Annotated in this window: 16 protein-coding genes; 9 read left to right on the top strand and 7 right to left on the bottom strand. The window is 65.3% G+C overall.

The window, feature by feature from the left end; translation table 11 throughout:
* Window positions 1–58 precede the first annotated feature (58 nt).
* Window positions 59–2,884, top strand: coding sequence for a phosphoenolpyruvate carboxylase (gene ppc, locus GJ698_RS14860; protein ID WP_154358405.1), 2,826 nt, complete (start codon window positions 59–61; stop codon window positions 2,882–2,884).
* Between the two features lie 34 nt (window positions 2,885–2,918).
* Here the strand turns inward: ppc and GJ698_RS14855 are convergent, their stop codons facing one another.
* Genes GJ698_RS14855 through dctA form a run of 3 tightly spaced genes read right to left on the bottom strand, consistent with a single transcriptional unit; the run spans window position 2,919 to window position 5,143 of the window.
* A complete protein-coding gene (locus tag GJ698_RS14855; RefSeq protein ID WP_154358404.1) occupies window positions 2,919–3,305 on the bottom strand; it encodes a GFA family protein in 387 nt (128 codons plus the stop codon).
* Window positions 3,298–3,786 carry a hypothetical protein gene (locus tag GJ698_RS14850; RefSeq protein ID WP_154358403.1) on the bottom strand — a complete coding sequence of 163 codons (489 nt, stop codon included), beginning with the start codon at window positions 3,784–3,786 and terminating at the stop codon, window positions 3,298–3,300. The genes GJ698_RS14855 and GJ698_RS14850 overlap by 8 nt, the downstream gene beginning before the upstream one ends.
* Before the next feature lie 55 nt (window positions 3,787–3,841).
* Window positions 3,842–5,143 (bottom strand): C4-dicarboxylate transporter DctA, encoded by a 1,302-nt coding sequence (gene dctA / locus GJ698_RS14845; RefSeq protein WP_371865329.1) that lies wholly within the window; start codon window positions 5,141–5,143, stop codon window positions 3,842–3,844.
* A 160-nt stretch (window positions 5,144–5,303) separates the two neighbouring features.
* Here dctA and leuC point away from each other — a divergent pair, with 160 nt between their 5' ends.
* From leuC to GJ698_RS14830, 3 genes are read left to right on the top strand one after another with little or no spacing between them, the layout of a single operon-like run.
* On the top strand, window positions 5,304–6,722 hold the full coding sequence (gene leuC / locus GJ698_RS14840; protein WP_154358401.1) for a 3-isopropylmalate dehydratase large subunit: 1,419 nt from the start codon (window positions 5,304–5,306) through the stop codon (window positions 6,720–6,722).
* A 1-nt stretch (window position 6,723) separates the two neighbouring features.
* Complete coding sequence (gene leuD, locus GJ698_RS14835) at window positions 6,724–7,329, top strand: 3-isopropylmalate dehydratase small subunit (protein ID WP_154358400.1); 606 nt, start codon at window positions 6,724–6,726, stop codon at window positions 7,327–7,329.
* Window positions 7,317–8,240, top strand: a complete 924-nt coding sequence (locus GJ698_RS14830) for an alpha/beta fold hydrolase (RefSeq protein ID WP_229259998.1) — start codon at window positions 7,317–7,319, stop codon at window positions 8,238–8,240. Before leuD ends, GJ698_RS14830 begins: the two co-directional genes overlap by 13 nt.
* Here GJ698_RS14830 and GJ698_RS14825 read toward each other — a convergent pair.
* Both GJ698_RS14825 and rpoD read right to left on the bottom strand, forming a co-directional pair.
* The gene (locus GJ698_RS14825) at window positions 8,222–9,124 is read right to left on the bottom strand and encodes a LysR family transcriptional regulator (protein WP_154358399.1); all 903 of its coding nucleotides are present in this window, start codon (window positions 9,122–9,124) and stop codon (window positions 8,222–8,224) included. The two genes, GJ698_RS14830 and GJ698_RS14825, sit on opposite strands and share 19 nt — an antisense overlap.
* Window positions 9,125–9,226: 102 nt before the next feature.
* Window positions 9,227–11,701 (bottom strand): RNA polymerase sigma factor RpoD, encoded by a 2,475-nt coding sequence (rpoD, locus tag GJ698_RS14820; RefSeq protein WP_154358398.1) that lies wholly within the window; start codon window positions 11,699–11,701, stop codon window positions 9,227–9,229.
* 406 nt (window positions 11,702–12,107) lie between these two features.
* Between rpoD and GJ698_RS14815 the strand changes: the two genes are divergently transcribed.
* Genes GJ698_RS14815 through GJ698_RS14800 form a run of 4 tightly spaced genes read left to right on the top strand, consistent with a single transcriptional unit; the run spans window position 12,108 to window position 15,266 of the window.
* Window positions 12,108–12,587: a ProQ/FINO family protein gene (locus GJ698_RS14815; RefSeq protein ID WP_154358397.1), complete on the top strand. Its 480-nt coding sequence runs from the start codon at window positions 12,108–12,110 to the stop codon at window positions 12,585–12,587.
* Window positions 12,587–13,252, top strand: coding sequence for a 3'-5' exonuclease (locus GJ698_RS14810; RefSeq protein WP_154358396.1), 666 nt, complete (start codon window positions 12,587–12,589; stop codon window positions 13,250–13,252). Before GJ698_RS14815 ends, GJ698_RS14810 begins: the two co-directional genes overlap by 1 nt.
* Window positions 13,253–13,290: 38 nt before the next feature.
* Window positions 13,291–13,995: a c-type cytochrome gene (locus GJ698_RS14805; protein ID WP_154358395.1), complete on the top strand. Its 705-nt coding sequence runs from the start codon at window positions 13,291–13,293 to the stop codon at window positions 13,993–13,995.
* Window positions 13,992–15,266: a cytochrome c gene (locus GJ698_RS14800; RefSeq protein WP_154358394.1), complete on the top strand. Its 1,275-nt coding sequence runs from the start codon at window positions 13,992–13,994 to the stop codon at window positions 15,264–15,266. The genes GJ698_RS14805 and GJ698_RS14800 overlap by 4 nt, the downstream gene beginning before the upstream one ends.
* A 7-nt stretch (window positions 15,267–15,273) precedes the next feature.
* On the opposite strand, the gene GJ698_RS14795 is transcribed toward GJ698_RS14800, so the two are convergent.
* A complete protein-coding gene (locus GJ698_RS14795; protein ID WP_154358393.1) occupies window positions 15,274–16,392 on the bottom strand; it encodes a type IV pilus twitching motility protein PilT in 1,119 nt (372 codons plus the stop codon).
* Between the two features lie 64 nt (window positions 16,393–16,456).
* A complete protein-coding gene (locus GJ698_RS14790; RefSeq protein ID WP_154358392.1) occupies window positions 16,457–17,101 on the bottom strand; it encodes a class I SAM-dependent rRNA methyltransferase in 645 nt (214 codons plus the stop codon).
* Between the two features lie 145 nt (window positions 17,102–17,246).
* Between GJ698_RS14790 and GJ698_RS14785 the strand changes: the two genes are divergently transcribed.
* Window positions 17,247–18,017 carry a head GIN domain-containing protein gene (locus GJ698_RS14785; RefSeq protein ID WP_154358391.1) on the top strand — a complete coding sequence of 257 codons (771 nt, stop codon included), beginning with the start codon at window positions 17,247–17,249 and terminating at the stop codon, window positions 18,015–18,017.

The following is an 18,017-nucleotide window of genomic DNA, read 5'->3' as shown; positions in this document are numbered from 1 at the left end:
AGAACCGGGCCATAAGCCCATGCACCGACATATTTCACCCTTTCGTGACTTAAAACACATGGCCAATCCATCTAGTGCATTGAACGAACAAGCTGCTGAACAACCGGGCGTCGACAAGGACGCGCCATTGAAAGAAGACATCCGCCTGCTGGGCCGCCTGCTGGGCGACGTCCTGCGCGACCAGGAAGGCGAGGAAGTCTATGCCGTGGTCGAGACCATCCGCCAGACCGCCGTGCGCTTCCGCCGCGAAGCCGACGCCGGCGCCGCCAAGGAACTGGACGGCATGCTGAAGATTCTGACCAAGGAGCAAACCATTTCGGTGGTGCGCGCCTTCTCGTATTTCTCGCATCTGGCCAATATCGCCGAGGACCAGCACCACATCCGCCGCCGCCGCGCCCACCTGCTGGCCGGCTCGAAGCCGCAGCAAGGCAGCGTCAACTTCGCGCTGTGCAAGCTCAAGGAGGCCGGCGTCAGCCAGGAGACCGTGTCGACCTTCTTCCAGGACGCGCTGATCGCCCCGGTGCTGACCGCCCACCCGACCGAAGTGCAGCGCAAGTCCATCCTCGACGCCGAGCACGACATCGCCCGCCTGCTGGCCGAGCGCGACCTGCCGCTGACGCCGAAGGAACAGGCGGCCAATCTGCATCTGCTGAAGGCGCGCATCGCCACGCTGTGGCAGACCCGCATGCTGCGCTACTCCAAGCTGACCGTGGCCGACGAGATCGAGAACGCGCTGTCCTACTACCGCATCACCTTCCTGCGCGAACTGCCAGGGTTGTACGATGACATCGAGCAGGACATCGCCCACCACTACGGTGAAAGCGAACACATCACCGCCCCCTATGTGCAGATGGGCAGCTGGATCGGCGGCGACCGCGACGGCAATCCCAACGTCAACGGCGGCACCATGTCGCATGCGCTGACGCGCCAGGCCACCACCATCCTCGATTTCTACCTGGAAGAAGCGCACACGCTGGGCGCCGAGCTGTCGATCTCGACGCTGATGATAGCCTGCTCGCCGGCGCTGCAGGCGCTGGCCGACCAGTCGCCGGACACCTCCGACCACCGCGCCGACGAGCCGTACCGTCGCGCCCTGATCGGCATCTACGCGCGCCTGGCCTCGACCGCGCGCGCACTGGGCGCCACCAACATCCTGCGCAAGGAAGTCGGTCACGCCGAGCCGTACAACGGCGCCGCCGAATTCGCCGCCGACCTGCAGGTGCTGATCGACTCGCTCAACGCCAACCACGGCGCCGTGCTGGTGCAGCCGCGCCTGGCCACCTTGAAGCGCGCGGCCGACATCTTCGGCTTCCACCTGGCCTCGCTGGACATGCGCCAGTCGTCCGACATCCACGAACGCGTGCTGGCCGAACTGTTCGCCACCTCCGGCGTGCTGGCCGACTACGCCGCGCTGGACGAGGACGCCAAGGTCAAGCTGCTGCTGAGCGAACTGGCGCAGCCGCGCCTGCTGAATTCGCCATACATCACCTACTCGGCCGAGACCGTTTCCGAGCTGGGCGTGCTGCGCGCGGCGCGCGAGATCCGCGCCCGCTACGGCGCGCGCGCGATCCGCAACTACATCATCTCGCACACCGAAACCGTGTCCGACCTGCTGGAAGTGCTGCTGCTGCAAAAAGAGCTGGGCCTGCTGCGCCTGGCCGCGGGGGAAGCTGAACCCGAGCTGGACCTGATGGTGATCCCGCTGTTCGAGACCATTCCCGACCTGCAGCGCGCGTCCGGCATCATGGAAGCCGTGATGGCGATCCCGCTGGTGAAGCAACTGATCGCCAAGCAGGGCCAGATCCAGGAAGTGATGCTGGGCTATTCGGACTCCAACAAGGACGGCGGTTTCCTGACCTCCAACTGGGAGCTGTACAAGGCCGAGACCAACCTGGTCAAGGTGTTCGAAAAAGCCGGCGTCAAGCTGCGCCTGTTCCACGGTCGCGGCGGCACCGTCGGCCGCGGCGGCGGTCCGTCGTACGACGCCATCCTGGCGCAGCCGCACGGCACCGTCAACGGCCAGATCCGCCTGACCGAACAGGGCGAGATCATCGCCTCGAAGTTCTCCAACAAGGATATCGGCCGCCGCAACCTGGAACTGCTGGTCGCCGCCACTTTGGAAGCGAGCCTGATGCCGCAGCCGGAAGATGCCGAACACAGCAAGCAGCTGCACGGCTACGAAGCAGTGATGGCCGAGATTTCGGACCGCGCCTACAAGGCCTACCGCAACCTGGTCTATGAAACCCCGGGCTTCACCGACTACTTCTTCGCCGCCACGCCGATCGCCGAGATCGCCGAGCTGAACCTCGGTTCGCGCCCGGCCTCGCGCAAGTCGACCAAGCGGATTGAAGACCTGCGGGCGATTCCATGGGGCTTCTCGTGGGGCCAGTGCCGCCTGCTGCTGCCGGGCTGGTACGGTTTCGCCAGCGCCATCGGCGGCTGGATCGCCGACGGCGACAAGGCCGAGCGCCTGGCGCAGCTGCAAGCCATGTTCCAGCACTGGCCGCTGTTCGCCACGCTGCTGTCCAATATGGACATGGTGCTGGCCAAGACCGACCTGGCGATCGCCTCGCGCTACGCCGAGCTGGTGCAGGACAAGGAACTGCGCGAGCGCATCTTCAAGCGCATCACCGACGAGCATGCCGACACGCTGGACATCCTGCAAAGCATCACCGGCGCCACCGAGCGCCTGGCCGGCAATCCGCTGCTGGCGCGCTCGATCCAGAACCGCTTCGCCTATCTGGACCCGCTGAACCACTTGCAGGTGGAGCTGATCAAGCGCCACCGCGCGCTGTCGTCGGAAAGCAAGGCCGACGAGCGCGTGCACCGTGGCATTCACTTGTCGATCAACGGCGTCGCGGCCGGCCTGCGCAATACCGGCTAAGTCCGATCAAACGCCCCGCCAGCCGGGGCGTTGTTCATTGGTCCCGGCAAGGCAGCCACGCGGGTTTGTGTTCGACAAACAGTTCGCGCTCGACCGGTCCGCTGTATGCCGGCTCCATTGTGCCAAGCGTGATGGCGACGCGGTCCGGCGCCGCCGTGCTGCGCCAGAACAAGGTGGAACCGCACACGCGGCAGAAGTCGCGGCGGCCGTCGTCGGACGAGGCGTACTCGGTGATCAGCGCCGCGCCGTGCTCGATCACCAGCCCGGCGCTGGCGACATTGGCATACGATCCCGCCGCCGCGCCATGCTGCTTCTGGCACATGGTGCAGTAGCAGTGGCTGGCATGGAACACCGGCAACGCCGCCCGATAGCGTATGCCGCCGCACAGACAGCGTCCGTGTAAATACGCGGCATCACTCATGTCGAGGGTCCTGGCGCGCCAGCATCTGCGGCAAGGCGCTCAACGGCGCAAGTTTTTCGCCCTGCCGCCATCCCAGGCGCTGGGGATCGAAATAGACCTGGCCGTCGTTCTCGGTCAAACGCGACCACGACCAGGACTGCCCCTTCTTCAGCAGGAATAATGAATGATCCATGGGCAACGTCGCACTGCACCACTCGCCGAGCGTGCTCTGCAGGGTCAGCACATCGCCCGGGCGGGCCTCGCTGCCCTGATAGACGCGCTCCACCTTCACCTTGCTCTCCTGGCAGCCGCATGCATTTGACACGACCACGCGCGTGGTGCCATCGGCATTCGGATAGCTGCCGGTGGGATTCTTGCCGCAGGCACCCACGCCGGACGGCGTCAGCGTGACCGACTCCAGCCGCGCCGAGACCAGCAAATCTTCGGCGCTGGCGGCCACGCACGCCGCCATCAGCAATACGCCCGTGAGTTGTCGCTGCATCACTGCCTCCCATGATGGCATTCCATGGTTGGCAATGTTATCACGATCAAAACACCTAGGGATTGACGTAGACCGGTGGCGCTGGCTCAGGCTCGGGCGCCGCCAGCACGTCGAGCCGTCCATCCAGCGCGGCTGCCAGGGTTTCGCGGTCCAGGCTCTTGTCCCAGGCCGCCACCGCCACCGCGCCGACCGCATTGCCGATGGTGTTGGTGACGGAACGCGCCTCCGCCATGAAGCGGTCCACGCCCAGCAGCAGCACCAGGCCGGAGACAGGAATGCTGTGCATCGCCGCCAGCGTGGCGGCCAGCGTCACGAAGCCGGCGCCGGCCACCCCCGCCGAGCCCTTGGAGGTCAGCATCAGCACGCCCAGTATCGTCAGCTGTTCAAACAGCGCGAGCGGCGTATTGGTGGCCTGCGCGATGAAGATGGCGGCCACCGAGAAGTAGATGGCGCTGCCGTCGGCATTGAAGCTCAGGCCGCCCGGCACCACCAGGCCCACCACCGGCTTCGGCACGCCGGCCAGTTCCAGCTTGCGCATCAGTTGCGGCAGCACCGACTCGGACGAACAGGTGCCGGCCACGGTGATCACTTCATCGCGGATAAATTTCAAAAACTTCCACAGGCTGAAGCCGCTGAGACGCGCCACCAGGCCGAAGCCCACCACCACGAACAGGATGCAGCTCAGGTACACGCACAGCAGCACCTTGCCCAGCGACACCAGGCTGCCGAGACCGTAGGCGCCGATGGTGAAGGCCATGGCGCCGAACGCACCCAGCGGCGCCACCCGCATCACCATCGCCACCACCTTGAAGACAGCGGTCAGAAAACTGTCCATGAACGCCACCGCCGGGCGCGCGGCGGCGCCGATCTGCGACAGGGCGATGCCCAGCAGCACGCCAAAGAACAGGATCTGCAGGATATCGCCCTTGGCAAAGGCTTCGACCACGCTCTGCGGCACGGCATGCACGATGAAGTCGAGGATGCCATCCTGTTTGGTGGCGGCGGCGGTGTACTGGCTGACGCTGGAGGCATCCAGACGGGCGGCGTCGACATTCATCCCCGCGCCCGGCTGCAGCAGGTTGACCACCAGCAGCCCGAACAGCAGGGCAATGGTGGAGGCCACCTCAAAGTACAGCAGCGCCTTGACGCCGATGCGGCCCAGCTCCTTCATGTTCTCCATTTTGGCGATGCCGAGCACCACGCTGCAGAAAATCACCGGCGCCAGCACCATCTTGATCATGCGGATGAAAATATCGCTCAACACCTTCAGTTCGGTTGCCAGGTGCGGTGCGAAGTGGCCCAGGATCGCGCCCGCCACCACGGCGATGAGGACCTGGATGTACAGTTTTTTATAAATCAATGTCGTCTCCTTTATGCGGTACACCGGCAGACTAAGCGCAGCGCGAGGCGCAGACAATTGCATTAATTCGATGAACGTATTCGATAATTGCATTAGAGGCGGCCGGACCGAATCGCTAGAATCGCCCCATACCTCACAACAAGAAGGCCCATGCATCATGGCGAAAACCCTTTACGACAAAATAGTCGACAGCCACGTGATCCGTCCGCTCGACGCCAGCGGCCGTCAAGTGCTGCTGTACGTCGACCGCACCGTCCTCAACGAATACACCTCGCCGCAAGCCTTCACCGGTCTGCGCCAGGCGCAGCGTCCCGTCTGGCGTCCGCAGGCGGCGCTGGGCACGGTCGATCACGTCAATCCCACCGCCGCCCGCCGCACCACGCAGATGCCGGATCCCGGCGCGGCGCGCCAGACCGCCTACTTTGTCGAGAACTGCCGCGATTTCGGCATCGAGCTGTTTGACGTCATGCACCCGCTGCAGGGCATCGAGCACGTGGTGATGACGGAGATCGGCTCGGTCCTGCCCGGCATGGTGATCGCCGCCGGCGACAGCCACACCACCACCTACGGCGCGCTGGGCACGCTGGGCTTCGGCATCGGCACCTCCGATATCGAGCACTACCTGGCCACCCAGACCGTGATCTACAAGCGCCTGAAAACCATGCGCGTCACCGTCGACGGCACGCTGGGACCGGGCGTGCGCTCCAAGGACATCATCATGGCGCTGGTGGAAAAGATCGGCGCGTCCGGCGCCACCGGCTATGCCATCGAATTCCAGGGCGCCGCCATCCGCGCCCTCAGCGTCGAGGCGCGCATGACGATCTGTAACATGGCGGTCGAATGCGGCGCGCGCGGCGCGATGATGGCGCCGGACGAGAAAGTGTTCGCCTACCTGCAGGGCCGGCCGCGCGCGCCGCAAGGCGCGTTGTGGGATGCGGCGCTTGCGTCGTGGCAGGCGCTGCACAGCGATGCCGACGCGGTATTCGACGCCGAAGTCGCGCTGCACGCGGACGATATCGCGCCCATGGTCACCTGGGGCACCAGCCCGGACCAGGCGGTGCGCATCCACCAGCACGTCCCGGACCCGGCCGGCGAAACCGATCCGGCGCGCCGGCACGACATGGAACGCGCCCTGCACTACATGGGCCTGCGGGCCGGCCAGGCGGTCGACACCATTGCCATCCAGCGCGCCTTCATCGGTTCCTGCACCAATTCGCGGATTGAAGATCTGCGCGATGCGGCGCGCGTGCTGCGCGGCCGCAAGGTGGCGGCCGGCGTGACGGCCATGGTGGTGCCCGGATCGAGTTCGGTGCGCCGCGCCGCCGAGGCGGAAGGCCTGGACCAGGTCTTCATCGACGCCGGCTTCGAATGGCGCCAGTCCGGCTGCTCGATGTGCCTGGCCATGAATGACGACATCCTGGCCAGCGGCGAGCGCTGCGCCTCCAGCACCAACCGCAATTTCGAAGGCCGCCAGGGCACCGGCGCCCGTACACATTTGATGAGCCCTGCCATGGTGGCGGCCGCCGCGATCGCCGGCCGCCTGGCCGATGCCCGCGCTTATCTCGAAGGAATGTAAGATGACACCATTTGTAACCGTAGAGGGCATCGCCGCGCCGCTGCCCGCCGCCAATATCGACACCGACGTCATCATGCCCAAGCAATTCCTCAAGGGCATAGACCGCAGCGGCCTGGATCGCGGCCTGTTCCATGACATCCGCTTCGACGAGCAGGGCCAGGAACGCGCCGGCTTCGTCCTCAACCAGCCGGCCTGGCACGGCGCCAGCTTCCTGGTGGTGGGCGACAATTTCGGCTGCGGCTCCAGCCGCGAGCATGCGGTATGGGGACTGATGCAATACGGCGTGCGCGCCCTGGTCGGCACCTCGTTTGCCGGCATCTTCTTCGACAACTGCGCGCGCAACGGCCTGCTGGCGATCACCCTGCCGGCGGCGGACGTGGCGCGCCTGATGCGCATCGCTGAACAGGCGTCGACCAACCGCATGACCATCGACCTGCCACAGCAGCGCATCCACGCCGCCGGTGCGGAAATCCAGTTCGAGATCGACACCGTGCGCAAGCAGGCGCTGTTGCAGGGACTGGACGCCGTCGGCCAGACCCTGACGCTGCGCGACGAAATCCTCGCGTTTCAGAACCAACACCTGGAGGCGCACCCATGGTTCGCGTAATGCCGGCGTCAGTCGCGCCTGCGGGCGCGTCGCTCTTCCTCGATGGCTTCGGGCTCTACACCTTTACCGCCTCGTCGGGCGTGAAGATCCGCTTCGCCATGGCCGGCTCGGGCCCGGCGCTGCTGCTGGTGCACGGCCATCCGCAGACCCATGTCACCTGGCGCAAGGTGGCGCCGCAGCTGGCCGCCCACTACACGGTGGTGACGCCCGACCTGCGCGGCTACGGCGACAGCGACAAGCCGGAGGGCGGCGAACAGCACGTCAATTACTCCAAGCGCGCCATGGCGGCCGATCTGGTGGAACTGATGCGCGCGCTGGAACTGGACCGCTTTGCACTGGTCGGCCACGATCGCGGCGGCCGCGTCGCCCACCGCCTGGCGCTCGATTATCCCGAGGCGGTGTCGCGCCTGGCCTTGTTCGACATCGCACCGACCGCCACCATGTACGCGCGCACCGACAAGGAATTCGCCACCCGCTATTTCTGGTGGTTCTTCCTGATCCAGCCGTATCCGCTGCCGGAACGCCTGATCGAGGCCGATCCGGAATTCTTCCTGCGCAAGCATATCGATGGCCAGAACAAGATCGCCAACGCCACCGAGCCGGCCGCCTTCAATGAATACCTGCGCTGCTACCTGGATCCGCGCACCCGCCACGCCATCTGCGAAGACTACCGGGCGGCGGCCGGCATCGATCTTGAGCACGATGCGGCGGACCAGGAGAAGAAGCTGGCGATGCCGGTCCTGGCGCTGTGGGGCGGACGCGGCACCGTTGGCGCGCTGTATGATGTGCTGGCAACCTGGCGCGAAAAGGCCGGCGATGTGCGCGGACGCGCGCTCGATTGCGGCCACACCCTGCAGGAAGAATGTCCCGACGAGGTGCTGGCCGAACTGCGTCAGTTCCTGGCCGACTGAGCCACGCGTTCCTGCACCTGTTCCCAGAAGCGCTCGGCGGCCCGCAACTGCCGGGCGCGCGGGCGGAACAGGTGAATTTCCATCCTGACCTCATCCTCCGCCCCGCCCAGTTGCACCAGGCGGCCGGCCTGCAAGTCGTCCGCCACCAGGCTTAAGGGCGACCACGACACGCCGCGGCCATCGCGCGCCATCATCGCCAGCACCGACGCCAGGTGCGAGGAAAACGCCGGCTCCGCCAGCGGCGGCCGGCGTCCCTCTTCCCAGGCCGCCCGCAAAATGCGGCCCATGCCGGAAGCGTCCGAGTAGGCGAGAAACGGCCCGTTTTCCAGCGCGCCGGTGCCGGCCAGCGACGGCGCAGCCACCGGCATCAGCACATCCTCGCCCAGCACCACGGAGCGGAAGCGGTCGGCAGACAGGTGGCTGGCCGCCGCCGGATGCACATGGCAGAGCAGGAACTGCGCGCGGCCATCGATCATCAGGCGCTCGCAGCCCTGCATGCTGTCGGCGGTCAGCTGGATCGACGACATCAATGCCTGCCGGCTTTCCAGCGCGCGCAGCCACGGCGGGAAAAACGTCAGCGACAATGCATGGGTGGAGGCGAACAGCAGGGTCTCGGTCGAGGTCTGCGCCGCGTTCAGCGCATCCCGGCGTCCGGTTTCCAGCTGGCGCAGGATCTCTTCGGCAAACGGCTTCAGCCGCTCGCCGGCCGGCGTCAGCTGCACCGAGCGCGCGGTGCGGTCGAACAGCGGCGTGCCGACCCACTCCTCCAGGCAGCGGATGCGGCGGCTGAAGGCGGGCTGGCTGATGGCGCGCTGATCTGCGGCGCGCGAAAATCCGCCCTCCCGTATCACCGCAACAAAATCTTCCAGCCAGGTAGCATCCATGCCCACACCACAAGCAATAAGTTAAGGGAGTCAGGGACGCCATGCTAGCACGCCCGAAAAAAAGGGAGGCCGCAGCCTCCCTTCCTGTTTGCTTCGCCGACCTTAGTTCTGGGTCAGGAAGGTTTTCAGCTTGTCCGAGCGCGATGGCTGGCGCAGCTTGCTCATCGCTTTCGCTTCGATCTGGCGGATACGCTCGCGGGTCACGTCGAACTGCTTGCCCACTTCTTCCAGCGTGTGGTCGTTCGACATTTCCACGCCGTAGCGCATGCGCAGCACCTTGGCTTCGCGCGGGGTCAGCGAATCCAGCACTTCCTTGATGACGTTGCGCATCGAGGCGTGCAGCGCGGCGTCCAGCGGCGCCAGCGTGGTGTTGTCTTCGATGAAGTCGCCCAGCTGCGAATCGCCGTCCTCGCCCATCGGCGTTTCCATCGAGATCGGCTCTTTGGCGATCTTCATGATTTCGCGGACTTTGTTCTCCGGCATTTCCATCTTGACCGCCAGGGTCGCCAGGTCCGGCTCGCTGCCGGTTTCCTGCATGATCTGGCGCGAGATGCGGTTCATCTTGTTGATCGTTTCGATCATGTGCACCGGCACGCGGATGGTGCGGGCCATGTCGGCGATCGAACGCGTGATGGCCTGACGGATCCACCAGGTCGCGTAGGTCGAGAACTTGTAGCCGCGACGGTATTCGAACTTGTCGACCGCCTTCAGCAGACCGATATTGCCTTCCTGGATCAGATCCAGGAACTGCAGACCGCGGTTGATGTACTTCTTGGCGATCGAGATCACCAGACGCAAGTTGGCCACGGTCATTTCACGCTTGGCCTGGCGCGCGCGTTTTTCGCCGGCGGCCATCTGCTTGTTGATCTTGCGCAGGTCGGCCAGCGGCAGCGCCACGCGGGCTTGCAGGTCGATCATCTTGCGTTGCAGCTCTTTCACGGCCGGCACGTTACGGCCCAGCACGGTGCTGTACGGATAGCCGGCATCCACTTCGCCGTCGACCCAGTCCAGGTCCGTCTCATTGCCCGGGAAGACCTTGATGAAGTGCGCGCGCGGCATGCCGCAGCGGTTGACGCACAGGTCCAGCACGGCGCGTTCGATCGAACGCACTTCTTCCATCTGGCCACGCAGCGTGTCGCACAGCTTCTCGACCACCTTGGCGGTGAAGCGGATGCCCAGCAGCTCGGCCGAAATGGCTTCCTGCGCGGTCACATAGGCCTTGGAGCCGTAGCCGCCGCTGGCCTTGCGCATTTTTTCGAACTGCGCCGAGATGAAAGAGAACTTGTCCAGCGCGGCGATTTTCAGCTGTGCCAGTTGCTCGGTCGAGTAGCCGGCGGCGCCGCCGCCGACGTCGCCGTCTTCCTCTTCGCCGTCGTCTTCTTCGTCCTCGTCGTCATCCGACGGCGCGGCGCTCACGGCCGGGGCCGGCGCGCTTTCGTTCGGATCGACAAAGCCGTCCACCACGTCGTCCACCTTCATTTCGTCGGACTCGATCTTGTCGGCCAGCGAAATGATTTCGGCGATGGTGGTCGGGCAGGCGGAAATCGCCTGGATCATGTCCTTCAGGCCTTCTTCGATGCGCTTGGCGATCTCGATCTCGCCTTCGCGGGTCAGCAGCGCCACGGCGCCCATTTCACGCATATACATGCGGACCGGGTCGGTGGTGCGGCCGAAATCGGAATCGACGGTCGACAGCGCGGTGGCGGCAGCCGCTTCCACTTCGTCGTCCGAGGTGACGGTGGCCACGTTATCGCTCAGCAGCAGCGCTTCCGCATCCGGCGCGCGCTCGTAGATGGCGATGCCCATGTCGTTGAAGGTGGCGATGATGCCTTCGATCGCTTCCGGATCGATGATGTTTTCCGGCAGCTGGTCGTTGATCTCCGCATAGGTCAGGAAGCCGCGTTCCTTGCCCATGTTGATCAGGTTCTTGATCTGCGCGCGGCGTTTTTCCAGTTCCTCGGCCGACGCTTTCGGGTCCAGGCCCAGCATGTCGGCGCCGCCCTTGGCCTTGCGTTCACGGGCTTTCGACACCGCTTTCAGTTCGGCGCGCTCGACCGCGTTCAGCGCCGCGACTTCGTCGTTTTCCGGCGTGAATTCGGACGGCTTGCGGCCGCGGCGGCCTGGCACCTTGACGCCTGGCAGCAAATAGCCCGAGGTGTCGATCGACGCCAGCGTGGCGGCGTCGGTCACCTGGCTGACGGCTGGCGCCGATGCCGAAGGGGTGGTGACGATCACCGGCGCGACGTCCGGCTTGGCCTTGACCAGCTTGGATTTCGGCGCGGCTTTCACGGTCACGGCCGGCGCATCGTCGGCGGCAACGGTTGCGGCAGCGCTCTTGCGCGCCACTTTGGCGACCTTGGCGGCGCCGTCGTCCACGTCGGCCGACTGCACGTCGGCCTGCGCGGCCTCGGCAGCGGCGCTGAGGCGGGTTTTCTTTTTGACTACCGTTACTTTGCTCGCTGCCTCTTCATTATCGATGACATAAGATAGAGTCGTCTTTGGCACCACCAGTGGCGCGGCGCTGGCGCGGGCGGCGGGCTTTTTGACGGACAACGTTAAAGTTTTCGGTTTTGTCATTAAAATCTCTCAATGCGTATTCGCCAGAAATTACAAAAAAGCAGACCCCGCGCCGACCGCGAAGGTGCGCCTGGGGTGGAAATGTTGTAATTTAGCTGACGATTTTCTGCGGAATAAAAAAAGCCCGCGTCCTTGCTACGGGCTTGTTTCTCTTGTCAGGGAAGATGAGAAGGGCAAATGAGAAGGGCCAAAGCCCTTGGTCAGACCATCCGAATCGCATCCTGTACCAAACTGAACCACACCGTGCTGCCAGTGGTGCGTCGAGCATTATACACAATTTGGGCCGCGAACGCACGTTCGCAAGTGGCCTTAACCCCATCCTAAGGCTGAGCAATCCGACACAATGGCGCAAAAGGCACTGCAATCCGCTGGGCAGCATGCTATGCTGACGGTTGTTGCTTAACCTATGAAGTCGATGAACACTAGTCTTACCCAACAGCCTCCGGCCACCGAGCCAGCTACCGCTGCCTCCGCGCCGGCGCCTGCCGCCCAAACCCCGCGCAGCCTGCTGAAACAACTGCAAACCCAATTCCCTGCTTTCCGCGATTTCCTGCCACTGGCAATCGGAATCGACAAGCAGCTGCTGGCCGTCATGCCGGACCTGGACCGCAAAACCATGCGCACCGCGCTGGGCATCCACACCGGCTCGCTGCGCTACCTGAAAGTCATGGAAAAAGCCAAGGTGCGCCATGACCTCGACGGCACGCCCGGCGCCGAAGTGACCGATACCCATCGCGCCCACGCCACCCAGGTGCTGCAGGAGCGGTTCAAGAAGGAAGCCGACCGCAAGAAGGCCGAACGCGACGCCAAGGCCGCCGAGGAAGCCGCCCGCGTGCGCGCCGACAAGCTGAACCAGCTGGCCGCGAAGTTCTCGAAAAAAGGCTGATGGATAGCCAGCCTGTGGCAGTGGTGGCGGCAGAGGACAACCTGCCGCCCTACCTCGGCATCCGCATCGCCGACGTCCACATGGTGGTGACTCCGGAACAGGCCGTCGCCGCGCGCGACGCCCTGCTGGCCTGCGACGCCATCGGCTTCGATACCGAATCCAAGCCGACCTTTACCCGCGGCGAAACCTCGACCGGACCGCACCTGATCCAGTTCGCCACCGATGCCCAGGCCTATCTGTTCCAGATCGGCAGCAGCACCGACGCGCATACGCTGGCAGTGCTGCAGGCCATCCTGGAAGGCGCGGCGCCGCTGAAGATTGGCTTCGGCCTGTCGGACGACGTCAAGCGCCTGCACGCCAAGCTGGAGATCCGCGCCGCCGGCGTGGTCGACCTGTCGGTGGCGCTGCGCACGCCGGGCCAGCGCAACGATCTCGGCGCCAAGACAGCGGTGGCCAAGTTCTTCGGCCTCAAGCTGCAAAAGTCGAAAAAAATCTCCACCACCAACTGGGCCCTGCCGCGCCTGAACGAAAAACAGATCCTGTACGCGGCCGACGACGCCCAGGTCGCCCTGCGCGTCTACCGCCATTGGATTTCCTTAGGTAACAAGTTGCCACCCCTCAAAGGTGTCAAATTGCCAAAACCTGCCAAAACCGGTATATCCTAGTCCTGCGGCCGCCATGCGCCGCCTGCACAAGGAGGAGTATGCCGATTTTTTCCGCATTGGGTCTCGCTGCCGCACTGACTGCTGCGCCTGTCGCCGCGCCGGATACGCTGGAGCAGCGCATTGCCGCCTGCCTGGCCTGCCATAGCGTCAAGGAACGCGGCGACGCCTACTTCCCGCGCATCGCCGGCAAGCCGGCCGGCTACCTGTACAACCAGCTGCGCCACTTCCGTGATGGTCACCGCCATTATCCGATGATGACCTACATGGCCGGCAACCTGTCGGACGCCTACCTGCGCGAAATCGCCGACTACTTCTCGTCGCAACATCCGCCCTACCCGCCGCCGCCGCCCGGCAGCGGCGCCAGCGCCACGGCGGCGCAGGTGGCGCGCGGTGAAACGCTGGTGCGCCAGGGCGACCCATCGAAGAAAATCCCGGCCTGCGTGGCCTGCCACGGCACGGCGCTGAGCGGCGTCGAGCCGTCCATCCCCGGCCTGCTCGGCCTGCCCAGCGACTACATCAATGCCCAGTTCGGCAACTGGAAAAGCCAGTCGCGCCGCGCCAGCGCGCCGGACTGCATGGCTGACATCGCGGGCCGGCTGAGCGACAGCGACGTCGCCGCCATCTCCGCCTGGCTGGGCCGGCAGACGCCGGACGCCGCCGCCCGCCCCGCCGCCAGCATTGCGCTGCCATTGCCGATCGCCTGCGGCAGCTACCCGGCGGCCGCGCAGGGAGGCGCCAAATGAGGAAAATCGTTTATACCGTTGCGGCCGTGGCGCTGGCCGTCGCTGTCGTCGCCGCCGTGCTGCTGGCGCGCCAGTTCGGCAGCGACAGCAACACGCCGCCCTCCGCCGCCAGCGCGGCGTTGACGCCGGCCGAACGCATCGCGCGCGGCGCCTACCTGGCCAAGGCCGGCGACTGCATGGCCTGCCACACCACGCGCGGCGGCCAGGCCTATGCCGGCGGTCGCGCACTGCAGACGCCGTTCGGCAGCGTCATCGCACCCAACATCACCTCCGACCGCAACACCGGCATCGGCATGTGGAGCGCCGACGATTTCTGGCGCGCGCTGCATCACGGTAAATCGCGCGACGGCCGCCTGCTGTATCCGGCCTTCCCATACACCAACTACACCCGCGTCACGCGCGACGATTCCGATGCGCTGTACGCCTACCTGCAAACGGTAACGCCGGTGGCGCAGGCCAGGCAGCCGCACCAGCTGCGCTTCCCGTACAGCCTGCAGATTTCGCTGGCCGCGTGGCGCCTGCTGTACTTCAAGCCGGAAGTATTCCAGCCGGAGACCGGACAATCCGTGGACTGGAATCGCGGCGCCTACCTGGTGCAGGGACTGGGACATTGCAGCGCCTGCCACAGCGCGCGCAATCCGCTCGGCGCGACGGAAGGAGAAAGCCTGTCCGGCGGCATGATTCCGGCGCAGGGCTGGTATGCGCCGGCGCTGAACGCACGCGGCGACTGGCAGCAGGCGCACCTGACGGCGCTGCTGCAAACCGGCGTATCGCCGCGCGCCGCCGTGTTCGGGCCGATGGCGGAAGTGGTCAAGGACAGCCTGCAATACCTGAACGATGGCGACGTCAACGCCATTGCGACCTACCTGAAAGCGCTGCCGCCGGACGCCAAGCCGGCGCCCTTCGAACGCGAAGGCGCGGCCGAAGCGGTGGCCTTCCTGGCCGCCGGCGCCAAGCTGTATGAGAAGCATTGCGCGGAATGCCATGGCGCCGACGGCGCCGGCAAGCCGTCCATCTATCCGCCGCTGGCCGGCAACCATGCGCTGATCATGACCAACGCGGTCAATCCGATCCGCATCGTGCTGAATGGCGGCTTTGCGCCGGCCACGGCGGGCAATCCGCGCCCGTACAGCATGCCGCCGTTCGGCCACGCGCTGAACGACACGGAAGTGGCGCAGGTGGTGTCCTACCTGCGCAGCGCCTGGGGCAACAACGCACCGCCGGTCAACGGCGGCGACGTCAACCGCTACCGCGCGGTGCCGCTGGAATAAGGCTGGATTACGGCTCGACGAAGCCGATGCGGTCAGTGGTGGCGTTGCGCGCATCCTGCACGGCGATCTTGCCTTCCGCCAGCAGCGCGCGCAGCGAGGTGTTCATGGTGTGGCAACCCTCGCCCGGCTTGTCTTCCATCCAGATACGCAGGTTGGAGATCTGGCCGTTGGCGATCATCTCCGTCACTTCCGGATTGTTGGTCAGGCACTCGGTGGCCAGGTAGTAGCGCTCGCCCTGCACCGCCGGCAGCAGCGCCTGGCACAGCACGCCGCGCAGCGCGTGACCCAGGGCCTGCGCCTGCGGTTCGGTGTTGCCCAGCAGACGCAGCATCTTTTGCAGGCCCAGTTCGGTCGACCGGGCGTGCAGCGAGGCCAGCACCAGCGGACCGGCCTCGGCCAGCGCCAGCGCTTCCTGCGCCGTCTGCGCATCGCGGATCTCGCCGATGCAGATCACGTCCGGACGTTCACGCAAGGCATCCAGCGCGCCGAGGTAGAAGCTTTCGACGTCGCCGTCGAAGCCGACCTCGCGCTGGGTGATCACGCATTGGCGCTGCGGTATCAGCGTCTCGACCGGATCTTCAATCGTGATGATGTGGCCGGAGCGGTTCTTGTTGATCTCGTCCAGCATGGACGCGATGGTGGTCGACTTGCCCTGGCAGGTGTCGCCGATGATCAGCACCAGCCCGCTGGTCAGCTTGGCGAAGTGCTGCTCGTGCTTGGCCAGGCCCAGCTTGGTCAGCGGCATCGGCTCCTTGGGGAAGCGGCGAATCACGCAACCGAGGCGCTTGCGGCCCTGGAAGCTGAAGCAGTTGGCGCGGATGCGGGCGGTGTGCAGGTCCACCGCGCGGTCGAAGGCGCGGTCCTGGATGCGTTCGGCCCAGTTGGGTTCCACCACCTCGAAGAATTCCTGCAGTTCCTCGCGCGTGATCGGCGAGTCGGTGACGGCGACCAGGCCTTTCGGCTGGCGCAGCATCAATGGACTGTTCTGGTGGATCAGGATGTCGCTGAAGATCAGCTTGGAGTTCAGCAGGTGCAGAATCTGCTCGACCAGGGTGCCGAAGACCGGGTGGTCTTCGTTCTCGATGTAGCTCAGGGTGCGAATTTGCGACGATTGGTAGTGTTCCATCTCTGCTCAAATCTCCGTGGATGCCGGATGATTATAAGAGAAAAACTTGCAATGCCGAAACTTTTTAAGCGCGGACCTTCGGATATTTGAAGCCGGTGCGCAAATCCATGCTGAAGCGCTGGCCGTTTTCGGTCACCAGCACGTGCTCCGGCGGCTCCTCGCCGGCCAGCGGGCGGTAAAACACCGGCAGGCCTTCGGATTTGCGGATCAGATCGTCGCAGCGTTCGTAGACGTTGGGGCAGCCGGTATCGGCCAGCAAGGCTTGCACGATCGGCACCTTCCAGGCATCGACGCCGGCCGCCTGGAACTGGCAGATCAGGTAGCCGGCGGTGCCGCCCCAGCTATCGACCAGCAGGCCGGGCAAGCCGTCCTCGTCGCCGCGGATCACGGGCACCAGGTCGTTCGGACCGGCGCTGCGCACGGCGTGGGCGCGCTTGGCGATGGCGGCGCGCACGCGGCGCTTCATCATCGCATGGTCGACCGGCTCGTCTTCCTTGTAGCTCCAGACGCGGGCCCGCACTTCCGAATGCGGATTGTAAGCGGCGCGGGCGAGGAACTGGCGCGACGAGGTTTGCAGGATGGCGGTGGCGCCAGGTTTGTTCTTTTCTTGCGGGCGACCGTCCACGCGCTCGATGGCGGTGGCGTAGACCAGGATATCGCCGGCCAGCAGGCGTTTTTCCTTGCCCTGTTTGATAGTTATAGTAAGCATACCGGCATGATACCCTAAGCGCCGCCCATTCCCGGTTGCATGCATTCTGCTCCCCGCAGGCTGCAATCTGTCGCAGCAGGGTTACGCGCGCCCGGGCAAGGCCGTAGGATGCATACTCAAGACAACCGAATTCGAGGAGAACACCATGAACGCCAACCGCATCCTGCCTACCCTGCTGCTGTCCGCCGGCCTGCTGGCCGCCACCGCCCCACTCCTGCCAGCGCAGGCGGGGCCTTTGAGCTGGCTGGGCGGCGAGCGCGTGCAGGGCAGCGGCAAGGTCGTCAAGCAAAGCCGCGAAGTCGGCCACTTTACCGCGCTGGCGATCGGCGTCAGCGCCGACGTGGAAATCCGCCAGGGCGCTACCGAGGGCGTGATCGTCGAGGCCGATGACAACATCCAGCCCCTGATCGAAACCGTGGTGGACAACGGCACGCTGCGCATCCGCTCGGCCAAGCGCAACGTGTCCTTTGAAACGCGCAACATGAAAATCATCGTCATGGCGCGCACCCTGGACCGGATGTCGATCGGCGGCTCCGGCAACGTCACGGCGGACAAGCTGCGCGGCGAGAACCTCACCATTGACGTCGGCGGTTCCGGCTCGTTCACGGTCGGCCAGCTGGACAGCGAATCGGTGGCGATCGCGCTGGGCGGCAGCGGCAACCTGAAAGCCGGCGGCAACACCGAGCGACTGCAGGTGTCGATCGGCGGCTCCGGCCGGGTCCAGGTCGGCCAGTTGCAGTCGCGCGATGCGGTGGTCAGCATCGGCGGCTCCGGCCAGGCCACCGTGTGGGCCAAGAAATCGCTGAACCTGAGCGTGGCCGGCTCCGGCGACATCAACTACTACGGCGATCCGCAGATCAGCAAAAGCATCATGGGTTCCGGCAGCATCAAGCGCCTGGGCGGCGCGCCGATGTAA

This window comes from Duganella aquatilis, assembly GCF_009674565.1.
GTDB classification, from domain to species: domain Bacteria; phylum Pseudomonadota; class Gammaproteobacteria; order Burkholderiales; family Burkholderiaceae_D; genus Rugamonas; species Rugamonas aquatilis.
The sequence above is the reverse complement of the archived record's forward strand: the minus strand, read 5'-3'. Positions and strand labels throughout refer to the sequence as shown.